Below are 26,099 nucleotides of genomic sequence, written 5' to 3' on the forward strand. Positions count from 1 at the left end.
TGGAGACACCTCTCGTCGCTCCGCCGATTTGCACCGGCGCGAGGACGCGTGTAATGTCTTCTCTTGTGCCGCGGGGTGGAGCAGTTCGGTAGCTCGCTGGGCTCATAACCCAGAGGTCGTAGGTTCAAATCCTGCCCCCGCAACAAGAAAGCGAAAGCCGGTCCCGAGAGGGGCCGGCTTTCGTCGTTAACGGTGCTCGCGTCTGTACTCGCACCGCGCTGCACTCTCCCTGCTCCACCGCGGGACGGCCCCGCATCTCGCGCCACCGCTGCCGCCCGCACGTCACTTCTGCGTAGCCTCCTCGCACATGACGATCCGTCATGTCGAACGAAGGGAGCATCAAGCGAGCGAAGAAGGTGATCGCAGAGCGTGGCGGCTGAGCCGGACGGCGATGCCGTCGCCCGGCCAGGATGGGTCGCGCGTCCCGCTCTGATCGGGGTCTTCGTCGCCGTCGTGCTCCTCGTCGCCGGCAGCGCCTTCTGGTGGGGCCGGTCACTTCGGACTCCTGAATCGGTGGCTGTCGACGCGTCCACCACCGTGGTGCCCGTCGATGTCGCGGTCGAGTCCCGCGTGGTCGCCGAATCCGCTCGCCTTCAGGGAGAAGTGGTCGCCGGTACGACTCTTCCCGTCGAAGCCGTCCGGCCGCGGTCGGCGGCCCGGGCCGTGGTGACCGCAGTCCACGTCGAGGTCGGGCAGGAGGTCGGCGCCGGGATGCTCCTCGCCGAGGTCTCGGACCGACCCGTCTTCGTGCTGTCGATGGACGTCCCTCCCTATCGCGCGCTCACGGCGGGCGAAAGGGGAGAGGACGTCACGCGTTTCCAGGAGGCGCTCGCGGAGGCCGGCCTGGACGTCGTAGACAGCGGTGTCGTCGACGAGCAGACGCAGGGGGCGATCCGCGACCTTTACGACCGGGCGGACGCGGAGCCACCGGGCGGCATCGGGCCCGGAACGAGCGTCGACCTCGGTGAGCTCGTCATTCTTCCCGGCCCGAGTGCCGTCGTCGCCTCGGTCGCCGCCGTGGGTACCGTCCTGTCGGAGGGCGCCTCCGGCGCAGGCTCCTCGACAACGGCCGCCGCGTCCGCGGCTCCCGGTCAGCCCAGCGGGGGAAGCGGGCCGACCCTGGCCGAGCTCCGAACGGCTCCTGACGCTGTCCGCGCGCGGGCGAGCGTTATCAGCGTGGACGACTTCACTGTCGGCACGGACGTGACACTGACGGGCGAGGCGGGAGCATCCGCCACCGGAACCGTGTCCTCGATCGGAGCCTTCTCCACCGACTCCTCCTCCGGCGCCGGTTATGACGTGCAGGTGACCTTCGCGCAGAGGCCGGAGCAGGGTTTCGCGATCGGTCGTCCCGTGAGTGTCGCGACCGGTCGGACGGGCGAGCCGGTTCCGGCCGTTCCCCTCGTTGCGGTGCTCCAGGAAGACGGGAAGACCTTCGTCCAACCGACGGGCGATCCGGAGGCGACGCTGCCGCCCCGAATCGAGATCGGCGTGCGCGAGCAGGCGGACGGCTGGGCCTCCTTCGACCCGACCGACGCGCTCCCCGTGGGCGCACTTGTCCGGGTGCCGAGGTGACCGCGCTGCTCGAACTGCGGGGTGGGGGACGCCGATACGGGAACGGTCACTCCGCAACGACCGCGCTGTCCGCGGTCGATCTGGTGATCGAACGCGGAGAGTTCGTGGCGGTGATCGGTCCCTCAGGGTCGGGGAAGTCGACTCTCCTCAACGTCCTCGGCCTGCTCGATCAGCCGACCTCGGGCAGTTACCGCATCAACGGCACTGAGGTGAGCGCACTGCGGGAGCACCGCCGTGACGAGTTGCGGTCCCGAGTGTTCGGCTTCGTCTTTCAGGCCTCCCACGTGCTGCCCGATGATTCGGTCGAGCGCAACGTCGCGGTCCCGCTGCGCATCGGTGGCCGGAGCGCTCAGGAGCAGAGCGAGCGCGTGACGACGGCGCTCGCACGCCTTCGCCTGCTGCATCGGTGCAGGGCTGCCGGAAGGTCGCTCTCCGGCGGCGAGCGCCAGCGGCTCGCGATCGCCCGCGCGGTCAGCACCGACCCGGAGGTGGTCCTCGCGGACGAGCCGACCGGCAACCTCGACTCGGCGAACGGCCTCGAGGTGATTCGGCTCCTGCAGGAGCTGCACAGCCAGGGCAGGACAGTGGTGGTGGTCACCCACGATGAACGAGTGGCACGTGCCGCGACTCGGAGGATCGAGGTCGCCGACGGGACCGTCGTCGCCGATACCGGAGGTCACTGCTCCCGCCTCGCTCCTCCGCCCCGAGCGGAGCGGGGCGCGGCTCGGCACCGGGGGCGAGCACTCCTGGGGATCATCGGGGACGCGCTCTCCGCTATCACGCTGCGCCCGGGTCGGACCGCACTCCTCCTCCTCGCCTTCCTCGTCGGGACCGGGGGACTGGTCGCCGCAACGGGCCTCGCCGAGACCGCGTCGCAGCAGATCTCGCAGCGCCTGGTTCGGGCCGCACTCGATGAGGTCACGGTGTCGCTCCCGGAGGAACACAGCACGGCCGACCGGGTGAGCGCTGAGCGGACCGCCGTCGAGCGGATCGACGCTCTGCCCGGGGTGGTCGGGGTCGCGCGTTGCGTCTCCGTCTCCGCAGCGGACGCGGATCTTGCCAGGTTCCGTCCCGGCTCCGTTTCGGCTCATCAGAGTGCGCCCGTTCAGGTCGTCGGTGGTGACTCCGCTCGTCTCGTGCTCGACGACGTGCGCACCCGGCCGTCGACGGCGCGCTCGCTCTTCGATCCGGCTGTGCCAGGTCGCTTCGCTGTGCTCGGCGCGCACGCCGCCGACGTCCTCGGCGTCGGGGCAGCAGCTCCGGGCGTCGAGGTCTGGGTCGGCGGCCGACCCGTCGCCGTCGTCGGACTGATCGAGGATTCCGGCCGCGCGGATCTCGACTCCGCGGTCTTCGTCTCCGCGGCGGTCACCGATGATGTGCCGGGGGCCGACTACTCACTGATCGTCCGCACTGAGCCGGGCCTGCCGGCCGCGGTCGCGGAAGCGGTCCCTGTCACCGTCGCTCCAGGAGCCCCCGGATCGGTGACCGTGGAGACGGTCGCCGACCTGCGAAACCTTCGTCGAGGGGTGGCCACCGATCTGAGCGCCCTGGTCGCAACGATCTCGCTCGTTCTGCTCGGGCTGGCGGCAGTGAGCGCCGCTGCGATCCTGTTCGTCTCGGTCCAGTCCAGGGTCGCCGAGATCGGACTCCGCCGCGCCGTGGGCGCGAGTAGGGCGGCGACTGCTGTGCTCTTCCTCCTCGAGGGGGCGCTCATCGGAGGCGCGGGGGGAGCGGCAGGGGCGGCAAGCGGTCTTCTGACGGTGCTGCTCGTCAGCGCCGGTCACGGCTGGGAGCCGGTGCTCTCCTCCTCCGCACCACTGCTCGGGATCGTCGCGGGTCTGGTCACCGGGACGCTCGCGTCGGTGGCTCCAGCGCTGCGGGCCGCGTCGATCGACCCCGCTCGCGCCGTGCGGGCATGACGGGGCCGTCACCCGCCCTCGATCACGCTCAGCACGTTGCCGGCCGGATCGCGGAACCAGCAGATGGTCGGCCCGTGGCCGCGCATGACCCCCGTCGCGTCGGTCGGCAGGGCTGGATCGTCGTAGATCGCCGTGATGACGCCCGCCGCGTTCAACTCGGCTACCGCGGCGTCGACGTCCTCGACCGAGAAGTTCAGGATCGTGAACGACGCCGGCTCGTGATCCGGCTTCGGATAGGCGATCGCCCGCCCGCCACCCGGCAGCTCGATCTGGAGGACCCCCACGGCGTTCACCTCGACCTCGAGTCCGAGCACTCCGCCGTAGAAGGCCCGGGCAGCCGCCACATCGTCCACGCTGAAGCCGCTGAACGCTCGCTCGCTCCGGATCATCGCCGTCCTCCGTTCCGCGGCCGCGCCGTCGCATCCGCTCCGCCCCGGACGCTACTCCGATCGAGCGCTCGGCAGCGCACCACACCTCCCGACGCACCGTGCCATCTGGTGTGTCGAAGCGGCCCGCACGTTAGGCTCGGTCGCGATGCGAGGGGTACTGCTGTGAGGGACGAACACGGAGTCGACGGCTTCAACGAGGCAGTCGGCTCTCAGCCGACCCGCCGGAGCCTGCGGCAGGCGCCGCACGCGCTCCCCGCTCCACGGGTCGCCACCCCGGTGCTCACCCCGGTGCGTCCCGTCCGGCGCCGCCGCGGCCGCGTCTTCCGCAGCACGGTCAGCACCGTCGCCCTCGCCGCGATCGCCGGACTGGTCGCCGTCTCGGCGCTCCCCGCCTACTCGTTCACCCCCGCGGCCGATTCGCAGGCCGCCGTCGAAGCGGCCGCCCGAGTGCAGGCGCTCGGCAACCAGAAGCTCACTGTCGCGCCGACCGCGCTGCAGGAGCAGGTGATCCGCGACTCCTTCACCGCGCCGACTCAGGCCCAGCTCGACGAGGCCGCCGCTCAGGCGCGTGCGCTTGCCGCGGCGGAGCAGGCCGCGCGCGACGCTGAGACCGCCCGCATTGCTCAGGAGGCGCAGGCTGCGGCCGGCACGGCGACCACCACCGGGGGAAGCTCCAGCACCTCGGCGGGCAGTGGCGGCTCCAGCACCTCGGTGACCCCGCGCGAGGAGGGCGACGACTACCCCTGGCGCGACCAGCTCACCGACAACCAGGGCGGCGGCCTCTCGCCGCTGCGGTACTACTACCGCGAGTGCGTCGACTTCGTCGCCTGGCGGATCAACCGCGACCAAGGCTCGACGGGCGCACCCTTCACATGGACCTGGGGCAACATGACGCCGGGCGGCGGCAGCGCGTATGCGTGGGCTGGCCAGTGGGCCTCCCACGGCTGGGTGACCAGCAGCACACCCGTCCCGGGAGCGGTCGCCTGGTTCACCGGCAACCACGTCGCGTATGTGCAGGCGGTCAACTCCGACGGCACGGTCTCCCTCGAGGAGTACAACTGGGGTAACGACCACGCGTACCACAAGCGCACCATCCCGGCCTCGCAGGTCGCGCTGTTCCTCTACCCGCCGAGCTGATGTCCGGCGCCGTCGGCATGGCGGTCGCGCAGTTCGCCCCGACTCGGGACCGTCGCACCAATCTCGCCGTCATCGAGCGGCTGGCCCGGGTCGCGGTCGCGCGCGGCGCGAGCCTGGTGGTGCTACCGGAGTACAGCTCCGCCTTCACGGATCCGCTCGGCCCCGAGCTGGTCGCCGCCGGCGAGAGCCTCGACGGAGCATTCGTGCAGGCTCTCGCCGCTCTCGCCCGCGAGCTCCGAATCCATCTGGTGGCGGGCATGGTCGAGGCCGTCGACGGCCGCCGCATCGCCAACACTCTCGTGGCGCTCGACCCCGAGGGCGCCCTCGTCGCCCGCTATCGCAAGCTGCACCTCTACGACGCGTTCGGGCAGACGGAGTCGGAGTGGGTCGCGCCGGGCGAGATCGCGGCGCCCGAGACGTTCGAGGTCGGCGGCCTCCTCGTCGGGCTGCAGACCTGCTACGACCTGCGCTTCCCCGAGGTGAGCCGCTGGCTGGTCGATGCCGGGGTCGATGTCATCGCGGCGCCCGCCGAGTGGGTGCGCGGTCCGCTGAAGGAGGCGCACTGGCGAACGCTGGTCACCGCACGCGCCCTGGAGAACACGGTGTACGTCGTCGCGGCCGACCAGACGCCGCCGATCGGGGTCGGCACGAGCATGGTCGTCGATCCGATGGGCGTCGAGATCGCGACCCTCGGCGAGGTCGAGGACGTGGCGGTCGCCTGGGTCTCACGTGAGCGGATCGACGCGGCACGCGAGAAGAACCCGGCGCTCTCGCTCCGACGCTTCCGAGTGCAGCCGCTCTGACTCCTCGCCGGCGCCTCGCGGCTTCAGCGCGCCATCCGCGCCAGGCCGGCGACAGCCGCCTCCAGCACCTCGAACCGCTTGCAGAACGCGAAGCGCACGAGCGAGCGGTATGCAGCGGCGTCCTCGGGGCGGCAGAACGCCGACACCGGCACCGCCACCACTCCGGCGAGCCCCGGGAGTGCCCGGCAGAGCGCGACGCCGTCGTCGTAGCCCAGCGGCGCGGCGTCCGCGACGACGAAGTAGCCGCCCGAGGACCCCGCGACTCCGAATCCCGCCGCTGCTAGGCCCGAGGACAGCAGGTCCTTCTTGACCGAGAGGGTCTGCGCGACCCCGGTGAAGAAGGAGTCGGGGAGCCCGAGCCCCAGGGCGACGGCCCCCTGGAACGGCGAGCCGCTGACGTAGGTGAGGAACTGCTTCACCGCGAGCACGGCCGTGATCAGCTCGCGCGGGCCGGTCACCCAGCCGATCTTCCACCCCGTCGTGCTGAAGGTCTTGCCCGCGGAGGAGATCGAGAGCGTCCGGTCGAAGGCCCCGGGGAGTGTCGCGAGCGGGACGTGCGGGGTGTCGAAGCGCAGGTGCTCGTAGACCTCGTCCGTCACGATCACGGCGTCGTGCCGCTCGGCGAGCCGCACGATCAGCTCGCGGGTCTCGGCCGGGAGGACGGCTCCGGTCGGGTTGTGCGGGTCGTTCACCAGGATGACGCGGGTGCGGTCGGTCACGGCAGCGATCAGCTCGTCGTGGTCGACCGCGAACGAGGGGCCGCGCAGGAGCACGGTGCGGTGGACCCCGCGGGCGAGAGCGATCAGGGCACCGTAGGCGTCGTAGTGCGGGGTGAAGGTGACGACCTCGTCGCCCGGTTCGAGCAGGGCCAGCAGCGCGGCGGCGAGGGCCTCGGTCGCGCCCGTGGTGACCAGGACCTCGCCGTCGGGGTCGAGGGCGATCGCGCCGAAGCGCAGCTGATGTGCGGCGATGGCCTCGCGCAGGACGGGGAAGCCCGGCCCCGGCGGGTACTGGTTCAGCCCGCATGCGATGGCGTCGCGAGCGGCGTCGAGGATCTCGCGCGGGCCGTCCTCGTCCGGGAAGCCCTGGCCGAGGTTCACTGCTCCGGTGCGCAGGGCGAGGGCGCTCATCTCGCTGAAGATGGTGGCGGCGACCTCGCCGTCGGGGGCGAGAAGACCCGCTCCTGCGGCGGCACGGGTCCAGGATCCGGGAATGCTCACGCCACCAGTGTGCCCGGTCGGGCGGCGCGACCGCTTTCATTTCCCGCTCGCAGGTCGGTCATAAGAAACCACCAGGTACGATCGCCAAGCTAACCTCGCTTGGAAGGAGCAGCACCCATGACCGAGAGTCACGAGGGTCCTCGTCAGCCGGAGGAACCCACCACGCCGACGGAGTCCGGCGCCCGAGAGGCGTCCGAGCGCACCCACGGCGAGAGCTCCGGAGCGTCGTCCTCGACCACCGGGCCCACCGAGCCGATCCACCAGGGCGCAGCGCACCGCGAGGGTGAGAACCCGACCGTCCCGTACCCCTCCTCCTCCGCCCCGCAGCCGCCGTACACGCCGAACGCGACGGCGGGCAACGAGGCGCAGCCCGCCCGCTACGGCCAGTTCGCGCCGCCCGCCGCGAGCACGTTGCACGGCTCCGAGGAGCCGCCCCGCTCGAACTCCTTCGGGCCCGCTGCCGAGTACACGCCGGCTCCCACCGCCACCAAGCGACGGGCCGGAGTGGGCGTCGTCGCGGCGCTCGCCATCGGTGCGGTCGTCGGAGGAGTCGCCGGAGCCGGTGTGTTCGGCCTCTGGTCCGCGTCCAACGGCTCGGCCACCCGCGTGGTGTCCTCCGGCGGCTCGCAGACGATCACGGTCAACAACGCCGACGCCGCCACCACCGCCACCGCGGTCGCCGCCAAGGCCACTCCGAGCGTCGTCACCATCGCGGTGAGCGGCAGCTCCTCCGCCGGTACCGGCTCGGGCATCGTGCTCTCGAAGGACGGCTACGTCCTCACCAACACGCACGTCGTCACGCTCGACGGGGAAATCTCCAACGGCACCGTCTCGGTCACCACCAGCGACGGCCGGATCTTCGACGCGACCGTCGTGGGCACCGACCCGACGCTGGACCTCGCCGTGATCAAGCTGAGCGGTGCGACCGACCTCAGCCCGATGACCATCGCGGACTCCACCACGATCAACGTCGGCGACACGGCCGTCGCTATCGGCGCTCCGCTCGGACTCTCCGGCACCGTGACCGACGGCATCGTCAGTGCGCTGAACCGCAGCATCCAGGTCGCTTCCTCGGCCGCTCCCCAGCAGTCGGGTGACAGCTCGAGCGGCAGCACCGACAGCCCGTTCAACTTCGACATCCCGGGACAGCAGCAGCCGACTCAGGCCAAGAGCACCATCTCGCTCCCGGTCATCCAGACGGACGCGGCCATCAACCCGGGGAACTCCGGAGGCGCACTGCTCAACAGCGACGGCGAACTGATCGGCGTGAACGTCGCGATCGCGAGCGCCGGCCAGTCCTCCTCGAGCGGGCAGTCCGGCAACATCGGAGTCGGTTTCGCGATCCCCAGCGCGCTCGCCGAGCGCATCGCGAAGGAGATCATCGCCGACGGTTCGGCATCGCACGGGCTGCTCGGCGCGAGCGTCTCCAACTCCACCGCCGGTGTGCTCGGCGCGCGCATCGAGGAGGTCTCCGGCGGTGGCGCCGCTCAGGCCGCCGGCCTCGCCAAGGGCGACATCATCACCGCGATCGGTGGCACTCCGATCACGAGCGCGTCGGACCTCACCGCGCAGGTCCGCGCGCTGGCCGCGAACTCCGAGGTCGAGCTGACCTACAACCGCAGCGGCCAGAGCTACCAGGCGAAGGCGACGCTGGGCCAGATGGCCACCAGCTGAGCCGCAGCACCACCCGCAGCCCCCGAGGATCCGTCCCCGGGGGCTGTTGCGCGTGCGGGGGCCGGGCGCGCCCCCGCTGATAGTGTGGTGGGTCCCTGCGCCCGCGCTCCTCCCGCACGAACTGGACCCATGCAGCCCGAGACCCCGACGGACGACCTCTCCGATCTGCCCGGCGTCTCCTACGTGGTGCCCGTGCTCAACGAGGTCACCCACGTGCGCGCCGCGGTCGATTCGCTGCTGCACCAGGATTACACCGGGCCCTTCGACATCGTCCTCGCCCTCGCCCCGAGCATCGACGGCACGGAGGAGCTCGTCGCCGAACTCAGCGCGGCCGATCCGCGGATCAGCGTCGTACCGAACGAGGCCGGCTCCACTCCGGCGGGCCTGAACGCGGCGATCCGCGCATCACGTCATCCGGTCGTCGTGCGGGTCGACGCGCACTCCATTCTGCCGCCCGAGTACGCGCGGACGGCCGTCGAGGTGCTGCGGCGCTCCGGCGCGGCCAACGTCGGCGGAGTGATGGCGGCGGAGGGGCTCACCGCGTTCCAGCGCGCCGTCGCCCGCGCATACGGCTCGCGGATCGGTCTGGGCGGCACGCCGCACCACGTGGGCGGCGAGGAGGGTCCGGCCGACACGGTGTACCTGGGCGTCTTCCGCCGCTCGTCTCTGGAGAGCGTGGGCCTGTTCGACGAGCGCTTCAAGCGCGGGCAGGACTGGGAGCTGAACCGGCGGCTGCGCGAGCACGGTGACGTGGTCTGGTTCACTCCGCGGCTCACCGTCACGTACCGCCCGCGGCCATCGATGCCTGCCCTGCTGCGGCAGTTCCTCTCGACGGGGATGTGGCGCGGCGAACTCACCCGGATGTTCCCCGCGTCACGCTCGCTGCGGTACTTCGCTCCGCCTCTGCTCGTGATGCTGCTCGTGCTCGGGCTGCTGGCCGGGCTGGCCGGAGTCGTGCAGGAACTCGGAGGAGCAGCGCCCTGGCTTCTGCTCGGCTTCGTGGCTCCCGCCGGGTACCTCCTCCTGGTGGCCACCGCGACGCTTGCGATCGCGCGGCGGGACGGCGCGCGTGCCATGCTGTGGTTCGCCGTGGTCATCCCGGCGGTCCACCTGGCCTGGGGGACGGGTTTCGTGCTCGGCTTCGCTGGGCTGACCAGCACCATTTCCGCCCACCGCCACCAGCCGCGGTCCGACTCGCCGAGGGGCGCATGACCACGACGACGAGACCCCGCTCCCTCGCCGAGCTGCGCGCCGTCGCGCAACCGCCGGAGGTGCGCGGGCGCCGCAACGCCGAGCACTGGACCGCCTCGCTCTACCTGCGCCGCTTCTCGCCGTACCTGACCTGGCTGCTGCTGAAGACCTCGATCTCGGCGAACGGCGTCACTGGTCTGATGATCCTGGTCGGGTGGAGCGCAGCCGCTGCGCTGCTGATTCCCGGCATCGGCGGGGCCGCGCTGGCGCTCCTCCTGGGTCAGCTGCAGATGCTGGTGGACTGCTGCGACGGAGAGGTCGCGCGCTGGCGCCGCACGTCGTCGCCGGCGGGTGTGTTCCTGGACAAGGTCGGGCACTACACGACTGAGGCGCTGATCCCGATCGCCCTGGGCGTGCGGGCAGCCGGTGCGCCCTTCGACGCGCCGGAGGATTTCCTCTGGACCACGCTCGGCTTCGCGCTGGCGCTGGTGATCGTGCTGAACAAGGCGCTGAACGACATGGTGCACGTGGCCCGAGCGAACGCCGGCCTGACGAAGCTGGCCGACACGAAGGGCGAAGCCGTTCCGTCCTCGTCGGGTCTCGCGCGCCTGCGCCGTGCAGCGCGCTTCCTGCCGTTCCACCGCCTCTATCACTCCGTCGAGCTGACGATGCTGGCCTTCGCGGCCGCGCTGGTCGGCCTCGTGGTCGGTGCGGGCACCGCCGACCGCGTGCTCGTGGGGGCTCTGGTCCCGCTCGCCCTGCTCGCAGTAGCGGGCCACTTCGTCGCGATCATGGCCTCGAAGCGTGTCCGCTCCTGAGCCACGGGTCGGCGTCGTCGTCCTCACTCAGGGGACCCGGCCGGAGGACCTCGCCGCCGGCCTCGCAAGCGTTCTCGCGCAGGAGGGGGTCGCGCTCGACGTCGTCTGCGTCGGCAACGGCTGGGAGCCGGAAGGACTGCCGGACGCGGTCCGCGCGGTCGCGCTCCCTGAGAACCTCGGCATCCCGGCCGGGCGAAACGCGGGCGTCGATGCCGTCGAGGGGGACTACCTCTTCTTCCTCGACGACGACGCCCGGGTGCCGTCTCCCCGCTTCCTCCTCGACGCGGTCGCGTTGCTCTCCTCGAACCGCCGCATCGGGCTGGTGCAGCCCCGGGTCGACAGCACCGACGGCTCGCCGAGCCCGCGGCGCTGGATCCCGCGCATCCTCAAGGGCGACCCGCGCCGCTCCGGCCCGGTCTTCTCGGTCTGGGAGGGAGCGGTCGTGCTGCGCCGCGACGTGTTCACGCGGGCGGGCGGCTGGGCCGCTCCCTTCTTCTACGCCCATGAGGGCATCGAGCTGGCCTGGCGAGTATGGGACACCGGTCGCGCCGTCTGGTACGCGGGCGAGTTGGTGGCGCAGCACCCGGTGATCCAGCCGACCCGCCACGCCGACTACTACCGGTTGAACGCGCGCAACCGCGTCTGGCTCGCGCGGCGGAACCTCGCCGTGCCTCTGGCCGTCGCCTACGTGGCCTCCTGGAGCGCGATCCAGTGCCTCCGCTGGCGCGGCGACCCCGTCGCCCTGCGTGCCTGGTTCGCCGGCTGGCGGGAGGGCTGGCGCCGGGATCCAGGAGGCCGCCGCGTCCTCTCGCCCCGCACGGTGCTCCGGATGGCGTTCGCCGGGCGCCCGCCGATCGTCTAGCATCGGGGAATCCGCCCCCGCCGGGGCCCCGAAAGGACGACGGTGTTCGATTCGACCCAGCTCTCCCCGCCCGAGCGCGTTGAGGCGGAGTCGCCGCCCGCCGGGCCGGACCTCCTCGCGACGGTCCGCGGGCGCCTCTGCGCCGTCGACGACGAGTTCGCCGAGCGCCTCGACGCGCACCTCCCGCGACTCGTGGAGCTGCTGTCCACGGTGTACGCCGGCCGCGCCGACCTCGTCGATCAGCTCGTCGCGATCGTCGAGGTGGCTGCCGCCTCGTGGGAGGAGCGACCCGAGGAGCTGCGCGCACTCGACCGCACTCGGGAGCAGCACCCGACCTGGTTCCTCTCGAACAAGGCCCTCGGAGGCGTCTGCTACGTCGACCGCTTCGCCGGCGACCTCGAGGGCCTGCGCGCCGAGATCCCGTACTTCCGTGACATCGGACTGAACTACCTGCACCTGATGCCGCTCTTCGACGCCCCGGAGGGGGAGTCGGACGGTGGCTATGCGGTATCGAGCTACCGGCGCGTACGCCCGGACCTGGGCGACATGGAGCAGCTGCGCACTCTCGCCTCGGAGCTGCACGAGCACGGCATTGCGCTCATGGTGGACTTCGTCTTCAACCACACCTCGAACGAGCACGAGTGGGCGAAGCGGGCTCTCGCCGGCGAGCACCGCTTCGAGGACTACTACTGGATCTACCCCGACCGGGAGCAGCCCGATGCGTTCGAGCGCACCACCCGCGAGATCTTCCCCGACGACCACCCCGGCTCCTTCGTGCAGCTGGAGGACGGCCGCTGGGTCTGGGCGACCTTCCACCGCTATCAGTGGGACCTCAACTACGCCAACCCCGAGGTCTTCCGTGCCATGACGGGCGAGATGCTCTTCCTCGCCAATCAGGGCGTCGACGCCCTCCGGATGGACGCGGTCGCGTTCATCTGGAAGGAGCTGGGTACGAGCTGCGAGTCGCAGCCGGAGGCGCACCTGCTGGTGCGCGCGTTCAATGAGGTCTGCCGCCTGGCTGCTCCGGCGCTGCTGTTCACGTCCGAGGCAATCGTGCATCCCGACGAGGTGATCGAGTACATCGACGTCCAGGAGTGCCAGCTCTCGTACAACCCCCTGCAGATGGCGCTCACCTGGGAGGCGCTCGCCACCCGCGATGTCCGCCTCCTCGCGCAGGCGCTGGAGCGCCGCCATGCGCTGCCGAAGGGGACGGCCTGGGTGAACTATGTGCGCGGGCACGACGACATCGGCTGGACCTTCGCCGACGAGGACGCGGCCGAACTGGGCATCGACGCGGCCGGCCACCGCCGCTTCCTCAACGACTTCTACACCGGCCACTTCGACGGCACGTTCGCCCGCGGAGTGCCGTTCCAGGAGAACCCGCGCACCGGCGACCGCCGAGTCTCGGGCACGACCGCCTCGCTCGCGGGCGTCGAGGCCGGCGACCCCTACGGCATCGACCGGGTGCTGCTTGCACACTCCATCGCGCTGAGTACCGGCGGGCTGCCGCTGCTCTACCTCGGCGACGAGGTCGCACAGCTCAACGACCACGGGTACCTGGACGATCCGACGACGGCCGGCGACTCGCGCTGGGTGAACCGGCCGCGCCGCCCCACGGAGCGCTACGACGAGCGGGAGCTGCCGGGTACCGCCGCGAGTGAGGTCTTCGGGGGGCTGCTGCACCTGATCGCCGTGCGCAAGGCCACTGCGCTGTTCGCGGGCACCGAGCTGTGCGTCTTCGACCCGGTGAACAACCAGGTGTTGGGCTACCAGCGCCCCGGCGACGGGGAGGCGGTGCTCGTGCTCGCCAACGTGTCCGACGAGGTGCAGGAGGTCGCGGCTGAGCGGTTCGGTGCCTTCGCGGCGGACGCGGTCGATCTGGTGACCGAGATCGCGGTCGACCTTCGCGAGGGCTTGTGGCTCGCTCCGCTGCAGTTCCTCTGGCTGCGGGTGTCCGCCGCCTGATCCGCGGTCGGCGACACCCCCCGGTCCGGGGGTGGTCGCCGCTACCCTGGAGCGGATGACTCCCGCTCCCCGTGCCCTGCTCGCTCGCCTTCGCACCGACGCGCGACTCACGCGGACGGTCGGCGGTGAGCTGCTCGCGGCCCGCCGAGCCCGTCGCGCGGTGACCCGCCTGCTCACCGAGCGCGGCGCGCTGCCGGAGGGCCGCTTCGAGATCGGCGTCTACTTCGCGGACGGCGACATCAACCTGTACCAGCTGCGGCAGTGGTACCGGCCGCTCGCCGAGCTGGCGCAGACGCATCCGGTGGTACTGCTCAGCCGCAACGCGAGCGCGGCCGAGGTGCTGCTGCGCGAGAGCCCGGTGCCGGTCGCCTACGTCCGCTCGGTCGCCGATCTCGAGAGCACCATTGCGAGCCAGCCGCTGCAGATCGTGCTCTATGTGAACCAGAACGCCCGCAACTTCCAGATGATGCGCTACGGGCGCCGCTGGCACGTCTTCGTCAACCACGGCGAGAGCGACAAGATGTACATGACGACGAACCAGTTCAAGGCGTACGACTACAGCCTGATCGCCGGGGACGCCGCGCTCGCCCGACTGCACCGCGTGCTCTGGGACTACGACTTCGACAAGCGTGCCCTCGCGATCGGGCGCCCGCAGGCCGACCACTTCGCCGCAGCCGTGCCATTCACCCCCGACGAGCGCCGGGTCGTGCTCTACGCGCCGACCTGGGAGGGCGATCGTCCGGCCGCCGGTTACGGCTCGATCCGGAGCCACGGCGTCGCACTCGTGCGGGGCCTGCTGGCCGATCCTCGGTTCCGGCTCATCTACCGGCCGCACCCGCGGAGCGGGGCGGTCGACGCCGAGTACGCAGCGGCGGACCGCGCGATCATCGCGATGATCACCGCGGCCAACGCCGCCGATGCGCGCGCCGGCCATGTCCACGACACCGGCGCCGAGCTGGGCTGGCAGCTCGCCGCCGCCGACCTCGCGATCGTGGACGTCTCGGCGATGGTCTACGACCGGCTCGCCACCGGTCGGCCGCTGCTGGTCACCCGCCCGGCGAGCCCCTGGGCCGAGGTCGACGAGAGCGGCTACCTGGGCGATGCGGAGTGGCTGCGCGCAGAGGACGCCGCGGCGATCGTCTCGCGGATCGACAGAGCCGAGCACGACCCGGAAGCGGTCGAGCGGCTGGAACGCTGGGTGCGCCGCTCCTTCGGCGACACATCCCCGGGAGCGTCGACGCGTCGCTTCCACGCGGCGATCGAGCATCTGCTCGAGCAGTGGCAGCGGCACGCCGCCCTGCACCGGAGCGATGCGGCGGTCGACGACCACGATCCGGACGGCTGATGTCGTCGGGAGCGCTACTCCCGCGCCGCCGCGTCAAGGGCCGGCGTCGTCGCCAGGAGGCCTGCGAGCGTCCCGCTACGCTCGATCCATGATCACACCGCGCGCCTTCGCCCGCTCCCGCCGGCGCCGGTCGGTTGCCGCTCATCCCGCGGTCGAGCCGGACATCGTGGTCTCCGCCGACCGAGAGAAGCCGGTCTTCACCATTCGCTCGTTCCGCATCGGCTTCTTCGGCGCGCTCGGCGTTCTGGCGGCGCTCGTGCTCGGCGGGCTCCTCGTGCAGCTGGGTACGGTGCTGACCTACATCTTCGTGGCGGTGTTCTTCGCGCTCGGCCTCGATCCGCTCGTCTCCTGGCTCGAGAGCAAGCGTCTGCCCCGGCCGCTGGCGATCACCGCGGTGTTCGCCGCGGTGGTGCTGCTCTTCGCCGGGCTCCTGGTCTACATCATCCCGATCCTGGTCGAGCAGCTGACGCTGTTCGTCACGAGCGCCCCGCAGATTGTCACCGACATCGCCTCCCAGAAGTGGGTGCTCGACCTCGAGCAGCAGCTGCGCGGCGTAGTCGACATCGACGAGCTGATCCGGAGCGTCCAGACCTTCATCGGCAATCCCAACAACCTGCTCTCACTGGGCGGCGGCCTGATCGCCGTGGGGACCGGCATCGCCACTGGTGTCACGGGCGCCGCCATCGTGCTGATCCTGACGCTCTACTTCCTCGCTTCCCTGCGCTCGATGAAGGCCGTCGCATACCGCTTCGCCCCCGCCTCGCACCGGGCGAAGGCGCACGAGGTCGGGGACGAGATCACGGGCGCGGTCGGCCGCTACGTGGTCGGCCAGGTCTCCCTCGCCGGCGTGAACGGCGTGCTGACCTTCATCCTGCTGCTCGTGATCGGCGGGCCGGTGCCGGCGCTGCTGGCCTGCGTCGCGTTCCTCGGCTCGCTGATCCCGCTGGTCGGCACCCTCTCGGCTGCGGTGATCATCTCGCTCGCCTGCCTGCTCGCCTCACCGCTGACCGCGCTGATCGCCGCGATCTATTACCTCGTCTACATGCAGGTCGAGGCGTACATCCTCAGCCCGCGGATCATGAACCGGGCCGTTTCAGTGCCCGGCGCTGTCGTCGTGATCGCTGCGGTCGGGGGCGGCACGATCGCGGGCGTGCTCGGCGCGCTGGTCGCGATCCCGGTCGCCGCCTCGGTGATCATCGTCGTGCAGAAGGTCGTCTTCCCGCGTCAGGACGCGAAGTAGCGGCTCGCCCGCTCGCGTGCGGTCGGCTGGCTCGGCGCCGTGCACCGCGGGTCGCTGGTCGTCCGTGGTATTTCTGTCCGTGGTATTTCTGTCCGTGGTATTTCTGTCCGTGGTATTTCTGAAGGATGACCCGAGACTCCGCCCTGCACATCACCGATGATCCCGATGCCGACGCCCTGCTGAGCCGCGACCCGCTCGCCCTGCTGATCGGGATGCTCCTCGACCAGCAGGTCGCGATGGAGACAGCGTTCTCGGGGCCGCGCAAGATCGAGGAGCGTCTGGAGGCGGCCGGCTCCTCCTTCGACGCCGCGTCCATCGCCGGCGTCGACGAGGATGCGTTCTCGGAGCTCTGCCGCACTCCGCCCGCCGTGCACCGGTACCCGTCGAACATGGCGGGCCGCGTCCAGGCGCTGTGCCGGGCGCTCGTCGACGACTGGGACGGCGACGCGTCGGCCCTCTGGACCCGCGACGACCCGGACGGCCGCACCGTCCTCGCCCGCCTGAAGGCGCTGCCTGGCTTCGGTGAGCAGAAAGCGCGGATCTTCCTCGCCCTGCTCGGCAAGCAGCGCGGCTTCACGGGGGAGGGCTGGCGCGAGGCCGCCGGTGCCTACGGGGAGGAGGGCTCGTTCCGCTCGGTCGCCGACATCGTCTCGCCGGAGTCGCTGACGAAGGTCCGCGCGACCAAGCAGGCCGCGAAGGCCACGGCTGCGGCGAAGAAAGAGGGCCGGCCGCGTCGGGATGACGACCGGCGCGCGCCGTGACGGAGGCCGCGATCTCGGCACCGGCCGGTGCAGGACCGGCAGCCGGTATCGGACCGAGGTCGAGCGTCATGTTTCCAGCACCGAGGGCGGGAAATTGAGCGTTCGACCTCAGTGATGGACGCCCTCCGAGCGGGCCCGCGACCGCCGGCGGGTAGCCTGCTGCGGATGCTCCCCTCCGCCACCGCCCGGCTGCGCTTTCGCGAGATGACCGACGCGGACCTCCCCCTGATGGCGGATCTGCTCGGCGACCCCGTCGTGATGCAGTACTACCCCGCGCCGAAGAGCCGCGAGCCGTCATTATGAAGGCTGAGCGCCCGAAATCGCGCCCCAGGGCGCAGATCCTCTCGCTCAGCCTTCGTTGTGCAGGCCTGGAACGCTAGAGCCGATCGTTTAGTGCCGCGATCAGCGCCGCGCGGTCCTCGCGCAGGATCGACGCGCCGCCGCCCGGCACGCTCCGCACCTCGGCGCCGCGGCCCGCCACCACAGCGCCCAGCGAGCCGTGACCCAGCGGGTCCTCCGGCAGCACCGCGAGAGTGGGCACCGGGAAGGTGTCGGGCGCGTCAGCCGCGCCGCGCGCCGTGAGCCCGTCGGCGGAGTCCTGATCCCAGAGCGCGTACGCCGACACATCGAGCTCGATCTGCTCGTCGGTCCAGATCGGATGGCGGTGGCGGAGGGAGTCGGCGTCGCCCTTCTCGACATGCGCGACCGAGCCAGCGCGGTGCAGAGCTCGGGTCACGCCGCGCGCGTCCGAGAAGGCGGGGTCGAGCAGGATCAGCCGGTCGGCGCGGTACTCCGGAGCGAGCCGGGCGGCGACGACGGCGCCGAGACCGTGTCCGATGATCAGGTCGGGGGTCTGCAGCACCGAGGCTCGCACGTCTGCGGCCCAGCGCTGCGGCGAGTACACCGGCGACATCGGGGACCCGCCGTGGCCCGCGAGGTCGGGCGCCAGCACGCGATAGCCGTGCTCGTGCAGCGTGGGCACCAGGGCGTACCAGATCCGGGAGTCGGCGCCGAGCCCGTGCAGCAGGAGCGCGACCCGCTCGCCCGTTCCGCCGTAGTCGCGGACGAAGAGCGCAAGCGGTTCTGTCGGTGCCGCAGCCAGCGCCGTGCGCTCGGCGCGCGTCGGTTCGAGCACGAGCGTGTTGCCGAACGCCTGCGGTGCGGGCCCGAACGCGTCGCGCGCGCTCTGGATCACCTTGCGGCCGAGCATCGCGTTGCCGACTCCGCCCAGCGCCGCCCCGATCCCGAAGGGCATCGCTCGGCCGACCAGCCCCGCGCCCTGCTGCGCCAGGAAGTGCTTGGTGAATGACTTCTTCGCTCGGTCGGCCAGCTCGCCCACCAGGAACGACGGCAGCCCCTTGGTCACCACCGAGCCCCAATACTGGTTGAGGCCGGTGCCCCCGCCGACGGCCTGACCTGCCACCTGTCGCACCATCTCGCTGCCGGAGGACCCCATCATCAGCGTGAGGACGAGGGCCCGTGCGCGGTCGGGATCCTCGAGCGGGATGCCGTGCACCTCCGTCACCGACTGTGCGAAGAGGGCGCTCGCCTCCAGGAAACCCGCGGCTCCCGCGCCGGAGAGGGCCACCGAGGCGGCCGTGCCGATGCCGGGGACGACGGCCGTCGCTCCGATCGCCGCGCCGCCCGCGGCCACGCTCGAGAGGTACTGCCGTTCGAGCGACGTGATGATCTGCTCCGGTGTCGCCCCGGGCCGTCGCCGACGCAGCAAGCGGATGTTCGCCAGCACGGCGGGGCGCTGTACCGAAAGGAGCCGGTCGAGCATCTTCGCGAGCTGTGCGTTCTCGGATCCGTCGGTCGGCTCGAGTCCGCCGGCCCTCTCGACGGCGCGCTCGCGTTTGCGGTCCTTCTGGGCCATGTCCTGCACTCCTGCGTCCTCGGGTGCCGAGCGCGGGAGTGGTCAGTCGTCGGAGACGGAGACGGACACAGTGCCCTGGACGGGCAGGTCCTCGGCCGGCGCCGCGCTGCTCCGCGGTGTCGGCGCGTAGTCCTCAGCGTAACGCGTGAGCACCTCCTCGATCGGCGCGTCCAGCACCAGGCGGCCCTTGTCGAGGTAGAGGCCGCGGCTACAGAAACGGCGCAGGTCCCGCTCGTTGTGCGAGACGAAGAAGAGGGTGCGGCCGGAGGCGAGCATCTCCTCGATCCGCGCGTAGCACTTCTCGCGGAAGGCTTTGTCGCCGACCGCGAGCACCTCGTCGACGAGGATGATCGGCTCCTCGAGCCGGGAGACAACTGAGAACGCGATGCGCACCTTCATCCCGCTGGAGAGGTGCTTGTAGGGGGTGTCCACGAAGTCGCCGATCTCGGCGAACTCGATGATCGAGTCGAAGCGCGCGTCGACCTCGCGCTTGGACATCCCGTGCAGCCCGGCGGTGAGGTAGACGTTCTCGCGGACGCTGAGGTCCGCGACGAAACCGCCGGTGATCTCGATGAGCGGAGCGACGCCACCGCGCACCTGCACCGCGCCCTCGTCCGGCAGGACCACTCCGGCAACCAGCTTGAGCAGCGTCGACTTACCCTGCCCGTTCCGGCCCACGACGCCGATCGCCTCGCCGGCGCGCACCTGCAGGTCGAGGCCGCGCAACGCCCAGAACTCGCCCGGCCGGGAGCGGCGGGAGCGCCCGGCGAAGAGGTCCTTGAAGGAGCGGCGGCCCCGCCGGTTGCGACGGAAGCGGATTCCGAGGCCGCGGCACTCGATCACCACGGGAGTGTCGGTCATCACAGCTCCTTCAGCATTGCGCGTTCGCAGCGGCGGAAGACGACCAGGCCCAGTGCCAGCATGAGGATCGAGATCCCCGCCGAGGCGAGGATGAGCGGAATGTCCAGTTCGCTGTCGAAGAAGGCGGAGCGGTAGAGCGCGACGATCCCGCTGAGTGGGTTGAGCGCGGCGAGCGGTCGGATCTGCTCGGGCAGATCAGCGGTGGAGTAGATGATCGGCGACGCGTAGAAGAGGAATCGCAGCAGGAGCTTCACCGCCCGCTCCAGGTCGCGGAAGAACACCACGAGCGGAGCGACGAGCAGGCCCACCCCGACGGTGAGCACTGCCTGGAGCAGGATCGCCACGGGGAACAGCAGCACCGCCCAGGTCAGCTGGGCACCGGCGATCACGGCGAACAGCGCCAGCACCGGCAGGCTTGCCACGAACTCGATGCCCTTCGAGAGCACGATCCGCCCCACCCAGATCGTGCGCGGAATCGACGTCGAGCGCACCAGCTTCGCCTCGCGGAGGAACGCGCGGGTGGCGTCGGAGGTCGCCTGGTTGAACCACATCCACGGGAGGAGCCCGGCGAGCAGGAAGACAATGTACGGGTCCTCGCCGACGGTCCGCTGAAACACGACGGTGAAGACGAAGAAGTAGATCCCCGACATCACGAGCGGGTCGAGTACCGACCAGACGTAGCCGAGCGCGCTCGTCGCGTAGCGGACGGTGAGGTCGCGCTTGGTGAGCAGCCAGAGGGAGTGGCGGTAGCGCCAGGCTCCGGAGCGGCGGTGTCGCAGCTCCGGCTCGCTCGCGAGACTATCGGCCGTGCTCACTGCGCGACTCCTCCCGACCGGCTCCGACCGAGCCGCAGAGGAGCCGTGAGCGTCAGACGAAGAGGTTCGCCCGCTCGAGGTCCTCGGCGAAGTCCACTTCGACGGCGTAAAGATCGGAGATGTCCATCGGCTCGACAAGCATTCTGTCCTGCTCGATCGCCAACTCTATGCCACGCTCGAAGTAGTCCTGGGCGTCGACTCGGGCGAGCTGACGCACCAGCGCGGCCTTATCGGCGGCGGACACATAGTTGATCCCGACTGCCTCGCCGAGGCCGCCTCGCACCGTCTTGGACAACTCCTGGATATAGCCCTCCGCGCTCGTCGTGTACTTGATCTCCTCGTCCGACACCTTCGCCGTGTTGACGGTGACGAAAGAGACGTCCTTCGCGATGAGGCCGGCCGCGCGATCGAGGATGCGCGGGTCGAAGACGACGTCGCCATTCATCCAGAGCACACCGCCGTGGCCGCCGGAGTGCAGCGCGCGAAGCAGGCTCTTGGAGGTGTTGGTCTGGTCGTACTGCTCGTTGTAGACGAACGTCGCCGAGGGAAAAGCCTCGATGATGTGCTCGAGTTTGTAGCCGACGACGATGCTCACCGGGATCGTCGTGCCGAAGGCGTGGTGAATGTTGTCGAACTGCTGCTGCATGATCGAGCGGCCGTCGTTCAGCGGAGTGAGCGGCTTAGGGAGGGAGCGGCCGAGCCGGCTGCCCATCCCCGCGGCGAGGATGACGACGGTGGCGGGGGTGTTGCTCGTCGAACCTGTGTGCACCATCATCTGTTCCCCTCGATTTCACCGCTGCGTCGCGGCCGGATCGACTCCTCGGTTAGAGACTTAGTGTACTGTTCCCGCCTTCCGGGGCTCGGGTGGTTGACCTTTCGACGTGTCGTCGGCGGTCGGCGCGGCGGCGGCGGGCCGCGAGTGAGTTGGTACCGTAGCCGGATGACGTCCGCGACGAACGCCGAGCCCGCGCAGGGCATCGCGGATCCGGACGGCTCCTCGCCCGTCGTCTTCGAGCTGCACCAGGTGACCCGCACCTTCGGGCGGACGGTCGCGGTGGACCGCATCGACCTGGCCGTGCGCGCGGGAACCTTCTACGGCATCATCGGCCCGAACGGCGCGGGCAAGACGACCACGCTGTCGATGATGACGGGTCTGCTGCGCCCCGACACCGGACGCGTGCTCGTGCACGGCGTCGACGTCTGGAAGGACCCGAGGGCCGCGAAGCCGTTGATCGGGGTCCTGCCCGACCGCCTCCGCCTGTTCGACCGGCTCACCGGCGCGCAATTCCTCGCCTACTCGGCGGCGTTGCGCGGCATCGACCTCGCCACCGCGAAGCAGCGCACGACAGCGCTGGCCGAAGCGCTGAGCCTCACCGACGCACTGGAGCGCCTGATCTCGGACTACTCCGCCGGCATGGCGAAGAAGGTGGCCCTCGCCGGGGCGATGATCCACGCCCCGCGCGTGCTGGTCCTCGACGAGCCGTTCGAGTCGGTCGACCCGGTCTCCTCGGCCGCCGTGATCACCGTGCTGCGCCGCTTCGTCGAGGGCGGGGGCACCGTGGTCCTCTCCAGCCACGGCCTCGACTTCATCGAGCGCGTCTGCGACGACGTGGCCGTGATCGTCGGTGGGCGGGTGCTCGCCTCCGGGCCGGTCGCCGAGGTCGCGGGCACCGCGACGCTGGAGGAGCGCTTCCTCGAGCTCGCGGGAGGCAAGCAGATCGCCGAGGGGCTGCAGTGGTTGCACGACTTCTCCGGCTGAGGATCGACGTCCTCCGCGGCGCGTTCCGCTCCGGACCCGCGCGCTCGGCAGGGGCGGTGCTCGGCGTGCTCGTGGTCGTCGCGGTGACGGCGCTGCTGCTCGGGGCGCTCGGTGCGCTGCGCTCCTCCGACACGGCCGGCGGCGCCGTGGTGACGGCCGGCGGGCTGGTGACGGTCGGCTTCCTGGTGCTGCCCTTCCTGCTCGGCCCGCTCGACCCGATGGATCCGCGCGCCTTCCGTCTCTTTTCGCTGCCGCCGCTGCGGCTGGCGGGCGCGCTCGCCCTGGCCGGTCTGGTCTCGGTGCCGACGCTCGCTCTGCTGGTGGTCGGGCTGGCCACTGCCGCTCTGTTCCCCAGCGCCGGCGCCTTCGCCGTGATCGGTCCGCTGCTCGCGGTGGCGACGACGTCGCTGCTCGCGCGGATCGGCCTCGCCGCCTCCGCCGCGCTCGTACCCTCCCGGACCGCCCGTGAGCTGCTCGCCGTGCTCGGCCTAGTGCTGCTACTCGGCGGCCCCGCCTCCCTCGCTGCCGCAGCGCTGCTCGATACGGGGGACACCCCGGTGCTCGAGCGCTGGGGTGCGATGATGGGAACCACTCCGTTCGGCGCCGCCTGGGCGCTCGCGCCGGCCGCCCAGACCGGCGACCCGCTCGGTGCGCTTCTGCTCGCCCTGCTCACGCTCGTGGCCGCCGGCGCGCTGTGGTGGCTCGTCGTCCGCACGCTGACCGGGCGCCCCGAGCGTACGCACCGACCGCCGCGCGGACTGCGCCTGGGCTGGTTCGACCTGCTCGCCTCGACCCGAACCGGAGCGATCGCGGCGCGCAGCATCACCTACTGGCTGCGGGACCCCCGCTACCAGGCGTCGCTCATCGCGGTTCCGGTGTTACCGGTTGCGGCCCTGCTTCTGCTCGCCGTTGTCGGCGTGCCCTTCCCGGTGCTCTCGCTGCTCCCGGTGCCGTTGGTCGCGCTGTTCCTCGGCTGGTTCCTGCACAACGATGTCGCTTACGACGGATCCGCGTTCTGGCTGCACGTCGCGGCCGGCGTCCGCGGCTGGTCCGACCGGCTCGGCCGCGCCTTCCCGACGCTCCTGCTCGGCGTCCCGGTGGTGGTGTTCGGCTCGCTGATCAGCAGCGCGACCGCGGGGCTGCCCGAGGCGCTGCCCGTCGTGCTCGCGGTGAACTTCTGCCTCCTGCTCGTACCCGCCGGAGTCGCCAGCGCGATCTCGGCGTGGCTCGCCTATCCGGCGCCGCGCCCGGGGGACAGCGCGTTCGTGCAGCCGCAGGCGCCCGGATCCAGCGGCGCCGGACCGCAGTCGCTCGCGTTCGGTCTGGGCCTGCTGCTCTCGGCGCCGGCGGTGGTGCTCGGTATCCGGGCGCTCTTCGTCGACCCGGAGACGGCCGGCGGCGCCGTGCTCGTCGGCCTGGGCAGCGCGGCGGTCGTCTTCGCCCTCGGCGTGCTGCTCGGCGGATGGCTGTTCGAGCGCCGCGCGACCGAGCTGGTCGCCTTCACCAGCCGCTACTAGCGGCCCACGAGCGCCTCGAGCTCGACGACCACCAGGTCGGGACGGGTGAGGAACGGATGGTGGCCGGTCGGCACGTCCACCGAGCGTGTTGCGCGCTCCGCGTGGGAGCGCTGGAGCCTGACGCTCGTGCTCCGATCCTCGGTGCAGACCAGGTACGTCGAGTCCACGCCCTGCCATCCCGCCCGGGTGGTCGGAGTGGAGAAAGCGGCTGCCGCCTGCGCGCCGACCCGCTGCCACGCGCCCGCGCGGTCCTCCTCGTCGCCGTCCTGGAGGAAGCGGTCGGCGAAGGACCGCGCGTCGTAGCCGGTGATCTGCAGTGAGCCGTCGGGCAGCAGTCCGATGCGCACCGGATCCGGCTCGCCACTCATGATCGCTCCCTGAGAGAGGCCGGGCTCGGGAGTGTAGGAGGAGATCAGCAGCAGCCCGGCGACGGCGGGATGGCGGCCCGCCTCGGCGATGACGGTGCCGCCGTAGGAGTGACCGACGAGCACCGTCGTGTCGCCTCCGTCCAGCGCCTCCCGCAGTGCTGCGGCGTCGGCGGTGAGGCCGGGTTCCCCGTCGCCGGTCGACTCGGCGCAGGAGGGGAGCGCCAGGGCCCGGCTGCTGATGCCGGTCCGTTCCTCGAGCAGGGCGGCGGCTCGCCGCCACCACCAGTCGCCGTCGCGCACCAGCGCGCCGTGCACGAAGAGTACGTTCATCGGTTCTCCTTCTGCTCCGCTGCATCGACGCTAGCGTCCACGCGTAGGATCGACGGCATGATTCTGCGCGCCGAGAACAGCAGCACCGATCCCCTCGAGGGAGGCGGAGGAACCGCCACCCTCGACCGCGAGCTCGAGGAACTCCTCCATCAGGACACCATCGAGCCGGGCGACCACGAGCGCTTCTCCCACTATGTGCCGAAGGACAAGATCCTCGAGAGCGCGATCACCGGCAAGCCCGTCCGAGCGCTGTGCGGCAAGAAGTGGCTCCCGGGCCGCGACCCGGAGAAGTTCCCGGTGTGCCCGGCCTGCAAGGAGATCTACGCGACGATGAAGTGACGTTCCTTCGCGCTCACTCGTAGCGGGTCGGGATGACGGGCTCGCCGCGGCCGAGCCGGAGCGCATCGAGCGGCAGTTCGAGGACCGCGTTCGCGTGGTGCTCCCGGGCGGCCGCCACTCCCTCACGACCGAGGTGCTCGGGGCGGATCACGCCGTCCTCGATCAGCGGGACGAGCAGCGCCCGCTCGCGCTCGCCGAGAGCACCCTCGGGGCCAGCTCCGACGTGCACGACCTCGGCCTCGGCGACGCCGTCCTCCGAGAGGAGGCGGCCCGCGACCTTCCGCCCGCCGATCGACGCCTTCGAGACCGACTTCTTGGCCACCGCGACCCAGTCGCCCGCGTCGTCCTCGTGCGCGACCAGCTTGTAGACCATGCCCGCTGTCGGGTGGCCGGAGCCGGTCGCGACCGAGGTGCCCACTCCGTAGGAGTCGACCGGGGAGGCGGCGAGCGCGGCGATCCCGTGCTCGTCCAGGTCGTTGGTGACGGTGATGCGAGTGCCGGTCGCGCCGAGGGCGTCGAGCTGCTGCCGGACGGCGGCCACTTGCTGCGGGAGGTCGCCGGAGTCGATCCGCACTGCACCGAGGCCGGTGCCCGCCACGCGAACGGCCAGGTCGACGGCGGCTGTCACGTCGTAGGTGTCGACCAGGAGGGTTGTGCCGGGGCCGAGCGCCGCGACCTGCGCGCGGAACGCCTCCTCCTCCGAGTCGTGCAGGAGGGTGAAGGAGTGCGCCGAGGTGCCCATCGTGGGCACGCCGAAGCTGCGGCCCGCCTCCAGGTTCGAGGAGGCGCTGAACCCGGCGATGTACGCGGCGCGGGCCGCGGCCACGGCCGAGCGCTCGCCGGCGCGGCGCGAGCCCATCTCGGCGAGCGGGCGGCCGTCGGCGGCCGAGACCATCCGGGCTGCGGCGCTCGCCACGGCGCTGTCGTGGTTGAGGACGCTGAGCGCCAGGGTCTCCAGCAGGACGCCGTCGGCGAAGGGCGCCTCGACGATCAGGACGGGGGAGCCCGGCAGGTAGACCTCGCCCTCGCGGTATCCCCAGACATCGCCGCGGAAGCGGTAGTCGGCCAGCCAGTCGAGCGTGCGGGAGTCGACGACGCGGTTCTCCCGGAGCCAGGACAGCTCCTCGTCGCCGAAGCGGAAGCGGGAGATCAGTTCCAGGAGGCGTCCGGTGCCGGCGAGCACGCCGTAGCGGCGTCCGGGCGGGAGGCTTCTGGCGAACACGTCGAACATGCAGCGGCGATCGGCGGTGCCGCTGCCAAGGGCGCCCTCAACCATCGTGAGCTCGTAGCGGTCGGTGAGGAAGGCCGTCGAATCCATCCGGACAGTGTTCCACG

Annotated in this window: 24 protein-coding genes and 1 tRNA gene; 17 read left to right on the plus strand and 8 right to left on the minus strand. The window is 71.2% G+C overall.

All coding sequences use genetic code 11. From position 1 onward, the window contains the following. Positions 1–69 precede the first annotated feature (69 nt). The 3 genes from A6122_RS04425 (at position 70) to A6122_RS04435 (ending at position 3,494) form a co-directional block, all read left to right on the plus strand. Positions 70–143, plus strand: a tRNA-Met gene (locus tag A6122_RS04425). Between the two features lie 226 nt (positions 144–369). Next, a complete protein-coding gene (locus A6122_RS04430) occupies positions 370–1,575 on the plus strand; it encodes an efflux RND transporter periplasmic adaptor subunit (RefSeq protein ID WP_068252057.1) in 1,206 nt (401 codons plus the stop codon). Continuing rightward, complete coding sequence (locus tag A6122_RS04435; RefSeq protein ID WP_068252060.1) at positions 1,572–3,494, plus strand: ABC transporter ATP-binding protein/permease; 1,923 nt, start codon at positions 1,572–1,574, stop codon at positions 3,492–3,494. The genes A6122_RS04430 and A6122_RS04435 overlap by 4 nt, the downstream gene beginning before the upstream one ends. Before the next feature lie 8 nt (positions 3,495–3,502). Here A6122_RS04435 and A6122_RS04440 read toward each other — a convergent pair whose 3' ends face one another. Beyond that, positions 3,503–3,883 (minus strand): VOC family protein, encoded by a 381-nt coding sequence (locus A6122_RS04440; protein ID WP_068252062.1) that lies wholly within the window; start codon positions 3,881–3,883, stop codon positions 3,503–3,505. 162 nt (positions 3,884–4,045) lie between these two features. Between A6122_RS04440 and A6122_RS04445 the strand changes: the two genes are divergently transcribed. Together A6122_RS04445 and A6122_RS04450 are read left to right on the plus strand one after the other, a co-directional pair. Next, the gene (locus A6122_RS04445) at positions 4,046–5,020 is read left to right on the plus strand and encodes a CHAP domain-containing protein (protein ID WP_068252064.1); all 975 of its coding nucleotides are present in this window, start codon (positions 4,046–4,048) and stop codon (positions 5,018–5,020) included. Next, positions 5,020–5,823, plus strand: coding sequence for a carbon-nitrogen hydrolase family protein (locus tag A6122_RS04450; protein WP_068252066.1), 804 nt, complete (start codon positions 5,020–5,022; stop codon positions 5,821–5,823). Before A6122_RS04445 ends, A6122_RS04450 begins: the two co-directional genes overlap by 1 nt. A gap of 23 nt (positions 5,824–5,846) precedes the next feature. Here A6122_RS04450 and A6122_RS04455 read toward each other — a convergent pair whose 3' ends face one another. After that, positions 5,847–7,043: an aminotransferase class I/II-fold pyridoxal phosphate-dependent enzyme gene (locus A6122_RS04455; RefSeq protein WP_068252067.1), complete on the minus strand. Its 1,197-nt coding sequence runs from the start codon at positions 7,041–7,043 to the stop codon at positions 5,847–5,849. 117 nt (positions 7,044–7,160) lie between these two features. On the opposite strand from A6122_RS04455, the gene A6122_RS04460 reads away from it, so the two are divergent. The 9 genes from A6122_RS04460 to A6122_RS04500 all read left to right on the plus strand — a co-directional run bounded on the left by A6122_RS04460 (position 7,161) and on the right by A6122_RS04500 (position 17,202). Next, positions 7,161–8,717 (plus strand): S1C family serine protease, encoded by a 1,557-nt coding sequence (locus tag A6122_RS04460; protein WP_068252068.1) that lies wholly within the window; start codon positions 7,161–7,163, stop codon positions 8,715–8,717. 129 nt (positions 8,718–8,846) lie between these two features. Further along, positions 8,847–9,929 carry a glycosyltransferase family 2 protein gene (locus A6122_RS04465; protein WP_068252074.1) on the plus strand — a complete coding sequence of 361 codons (1,083 nt, stop codon included), beginning with the start codon at positions 8,847–8,849 and terminating at the stop codon, positions 9,927–9,929. Continuing rightward, positions 9,926–10,726, plus strand: a complete 801-nt coding sequence (locus tag A6122_RS04470; RefSeq protein WP_068252076.1) for a CDP-alcohol phosphatidyltransferase family protein — start codon at positions 9,926–9,928, stop codon at positions 10,724–10,726. Before A6122_RS04465 ends, A6122_RS04470 begins: the two co-directional genes overlap by 4 nt. Then, on the plus strand, positions 10,713–11,588 hold the full coding sequence (locus tag A6122_RS04475; protein WP_068252079.1) for a glycosyltransferase family 2 protein: 876 nt from the start codon (positions 10,713–10,715) through the stop codon (positions 11,586–11,588). Before A6122_RS04470 ends, A6122_RS04475 begins: the two co-directional genes overlap by 14 nt. 42 nt (positions 11,589–11,630) lie before the next feature. Further along, a complete protein-coding gene (locus A6122_RS04480; RefSeq protein ID WP_068252082.1) occupies positions 11,631–13,553 on the plus strand; it encodes an amylosucrase in 1,923 nt (640 codons plus the stop codon). A 55-nt stretch (positions 13,554–13,608) separates the two neighbouring features. Then, complete coding sequence (locus A6122_RS04485) at positions 13,609–14,898, plus strand: hypothetical protein (RefSeq protein ID WP_068252085.1); 1,290 nt, start codon at positions 13,609–13,611, stop codon at positions 14,896–14,898. A gap of 88 nt (positions 14,899–14,986) precedes the next feature. Then, a complete protein-coding gene (locus A6122_RS04490) occupies positions 14,987–16,138 on the plus strand; it encodes an AI-2E family transporter (RefSeq protein ID WP_084415820.1) in 1,152 nt (383 codons plus the stop codon). A gap of 125 nt (positions 16,139–16,263) precedes the next feature. Further along, positions 16,264–16,899 (plus strand): HhH-GPD-type base excision DNA repair protein, encoded by a 636-nt coding sequence (locus tag A6122_RS04495; protein ID WP_068252087.1) that lies wholly within the window; start codon positions 16,264–16,266, stop codon positions 16,897–16,899. 165 nt (positions 16,900–17,064) lie between these two features. Then, a complete protein-coding gene (locus A6122_RS04500) occupies positions 17,065–17,202 on the plus strand; it encodes a GNAT family N-acetyltransferase (RefSeq protein ID WP_181026379.1) in 138 nt (45 codons plus the stop codon). 73 nt (positions 17,203–17,275) lie between these two features. Here the strand turns inward: A6122_RS04500 and A6122_RS16405 are convergent, their stop codons facing one another. Genes A6122_RS16405 through A6122_RS04520 form a run of 4 tightly spaced genes read right to left on the minus strand, consistent with a single transcriptional unit; the run spans position 17,276 to position 21,223 of the window. After that, a complete protein-coding gene (locus A6122_RS16405) occupies positions 17,276–18,775 on the minus strand; it encodes an alpha/beta fold hydrolase (protein WP_068252093.1) in 1,500 nt (499 codons plus the stop codon). A 42-nt stretch (positions 18,776–18,817) separates the two neighbouring features. Further along, a complete protein-coding gene (locus A6122_RS04510; protein WP_068252096.1) occupies positions 18,818–19,636 on the minus strand; it encodes an ABC transporter ATP-binding protein in 819 nt (272 codons plus the stop codon). Next, a complete protein-coding gene (locus A6122_RS04515) occupies positions 19,636–20,451 on the minus strand; it encodes an ABC transporter permease (protein WP_373408572.1) in 816 nt (271 codons plus the stop codon). The genes A6122_RS04510 and A6122_RS04515 overlap by 1 nt, the downstream gene beginning before the upstream one ends. A 52-nt stretch (positions 20,452–20,503) precedes the next feature. Then, positions 20,504–21,223 (minus strand): phosphocholine cytidylyltransferase family protein, encoded by a 720-nt coding sequence (locus tag A6122_RS04520; protein WP_068257032.1) that lies wholly within the window; start codon positions 21,221–21,223, stop codon positions 20,504–20,506. Positions 21,224–21,391: 168 nt separating this feature from the next. On the opposite strand from A6122_RS04520, the gene A6122_RS04525 reads away from it, so the two are divergent. Both A6122_RS04525 and A6122_RS04530 read left to right on the plus strand, forming a co-directional pair. Further along, complete coding sequence (locus A6122_RS04525; protein ID WP_068252098.1) at positions 21,392–22,210, plus strand: ABC transporter ATP-binding protein; 819 nt, start codon at positions 21,392–21,394, stop codon at positions 22,208–22,210. After that, a complete protein-coding gene (locus A6122_RS04530; RefSeq protein WP_068252101.1) occupies positions 22,186–23,727 on the plus strand; it encodes a hypothetical protein in 1,542 nt (513 codons plus the stop codon). Before A6122_RS04525 ends, A6122_RS04530 begins: the two co-directional genes overlap by 25 nt. On the opposite strand, the gene A6122_RS04535 is transcribed toward A6122_RS04530, so the two are convergent. Further along, complete coding sequence (locus A6122_RS04535; protein WP_068252107.1) at positions 23,724–24,425, minus strand: alpha/beta hydrolase; 702 nt, start codon at positions 24,423–24,425, stop codon at positions 23,724–23,726. The genes A6122_RS04530 and A6122_RS04535 overlap by 4 nt on opposite strands. Positions 24,426–24,482: 57 nt before the next feature. Here A6122_RS04535 and A6122_RS04540 point away from each other — a divergent pair, with 57 nt between their 5' ends. After that, on the plus strand, positions 24,483–24,764 hold the full coding sequence (locus A6122_RS04540; protein WP_068252108.1) for a DUF3039 domain-containing protein: 282 nt from the start codon (positions 24,483–24,485) through the stop codon (positions 24,762–24,764). Between the two features lie 13 nt (positions 24,765–24,777). Here A6122_RS04540 and A6122_RS04545 read toward each other — a convergent pair whose 3' ends face one another. Further along, positions 24,778–26,082, minus strand: coding sequence for a nicotinate phosphoribosyltransferase (locus tag A6122_RS04545; RefSeq protein WP_068252109.1), 1,305 nt, complete (start codon positions 26,080–26,082; stop codon positions 24,778–24,780). Positions 26,083–26,099: the final 17 nt, after the last annotated feature.

The sequence above is a fragment of the Rathayibacter tritici genome, from assembly GCF_001641005.1.
GTDB lineage: Bacteria > Actinomycetota > Actinomycetes > Actinomycetales > Microbacteriaceae > Rathayibacter > Rathayibacter tritici.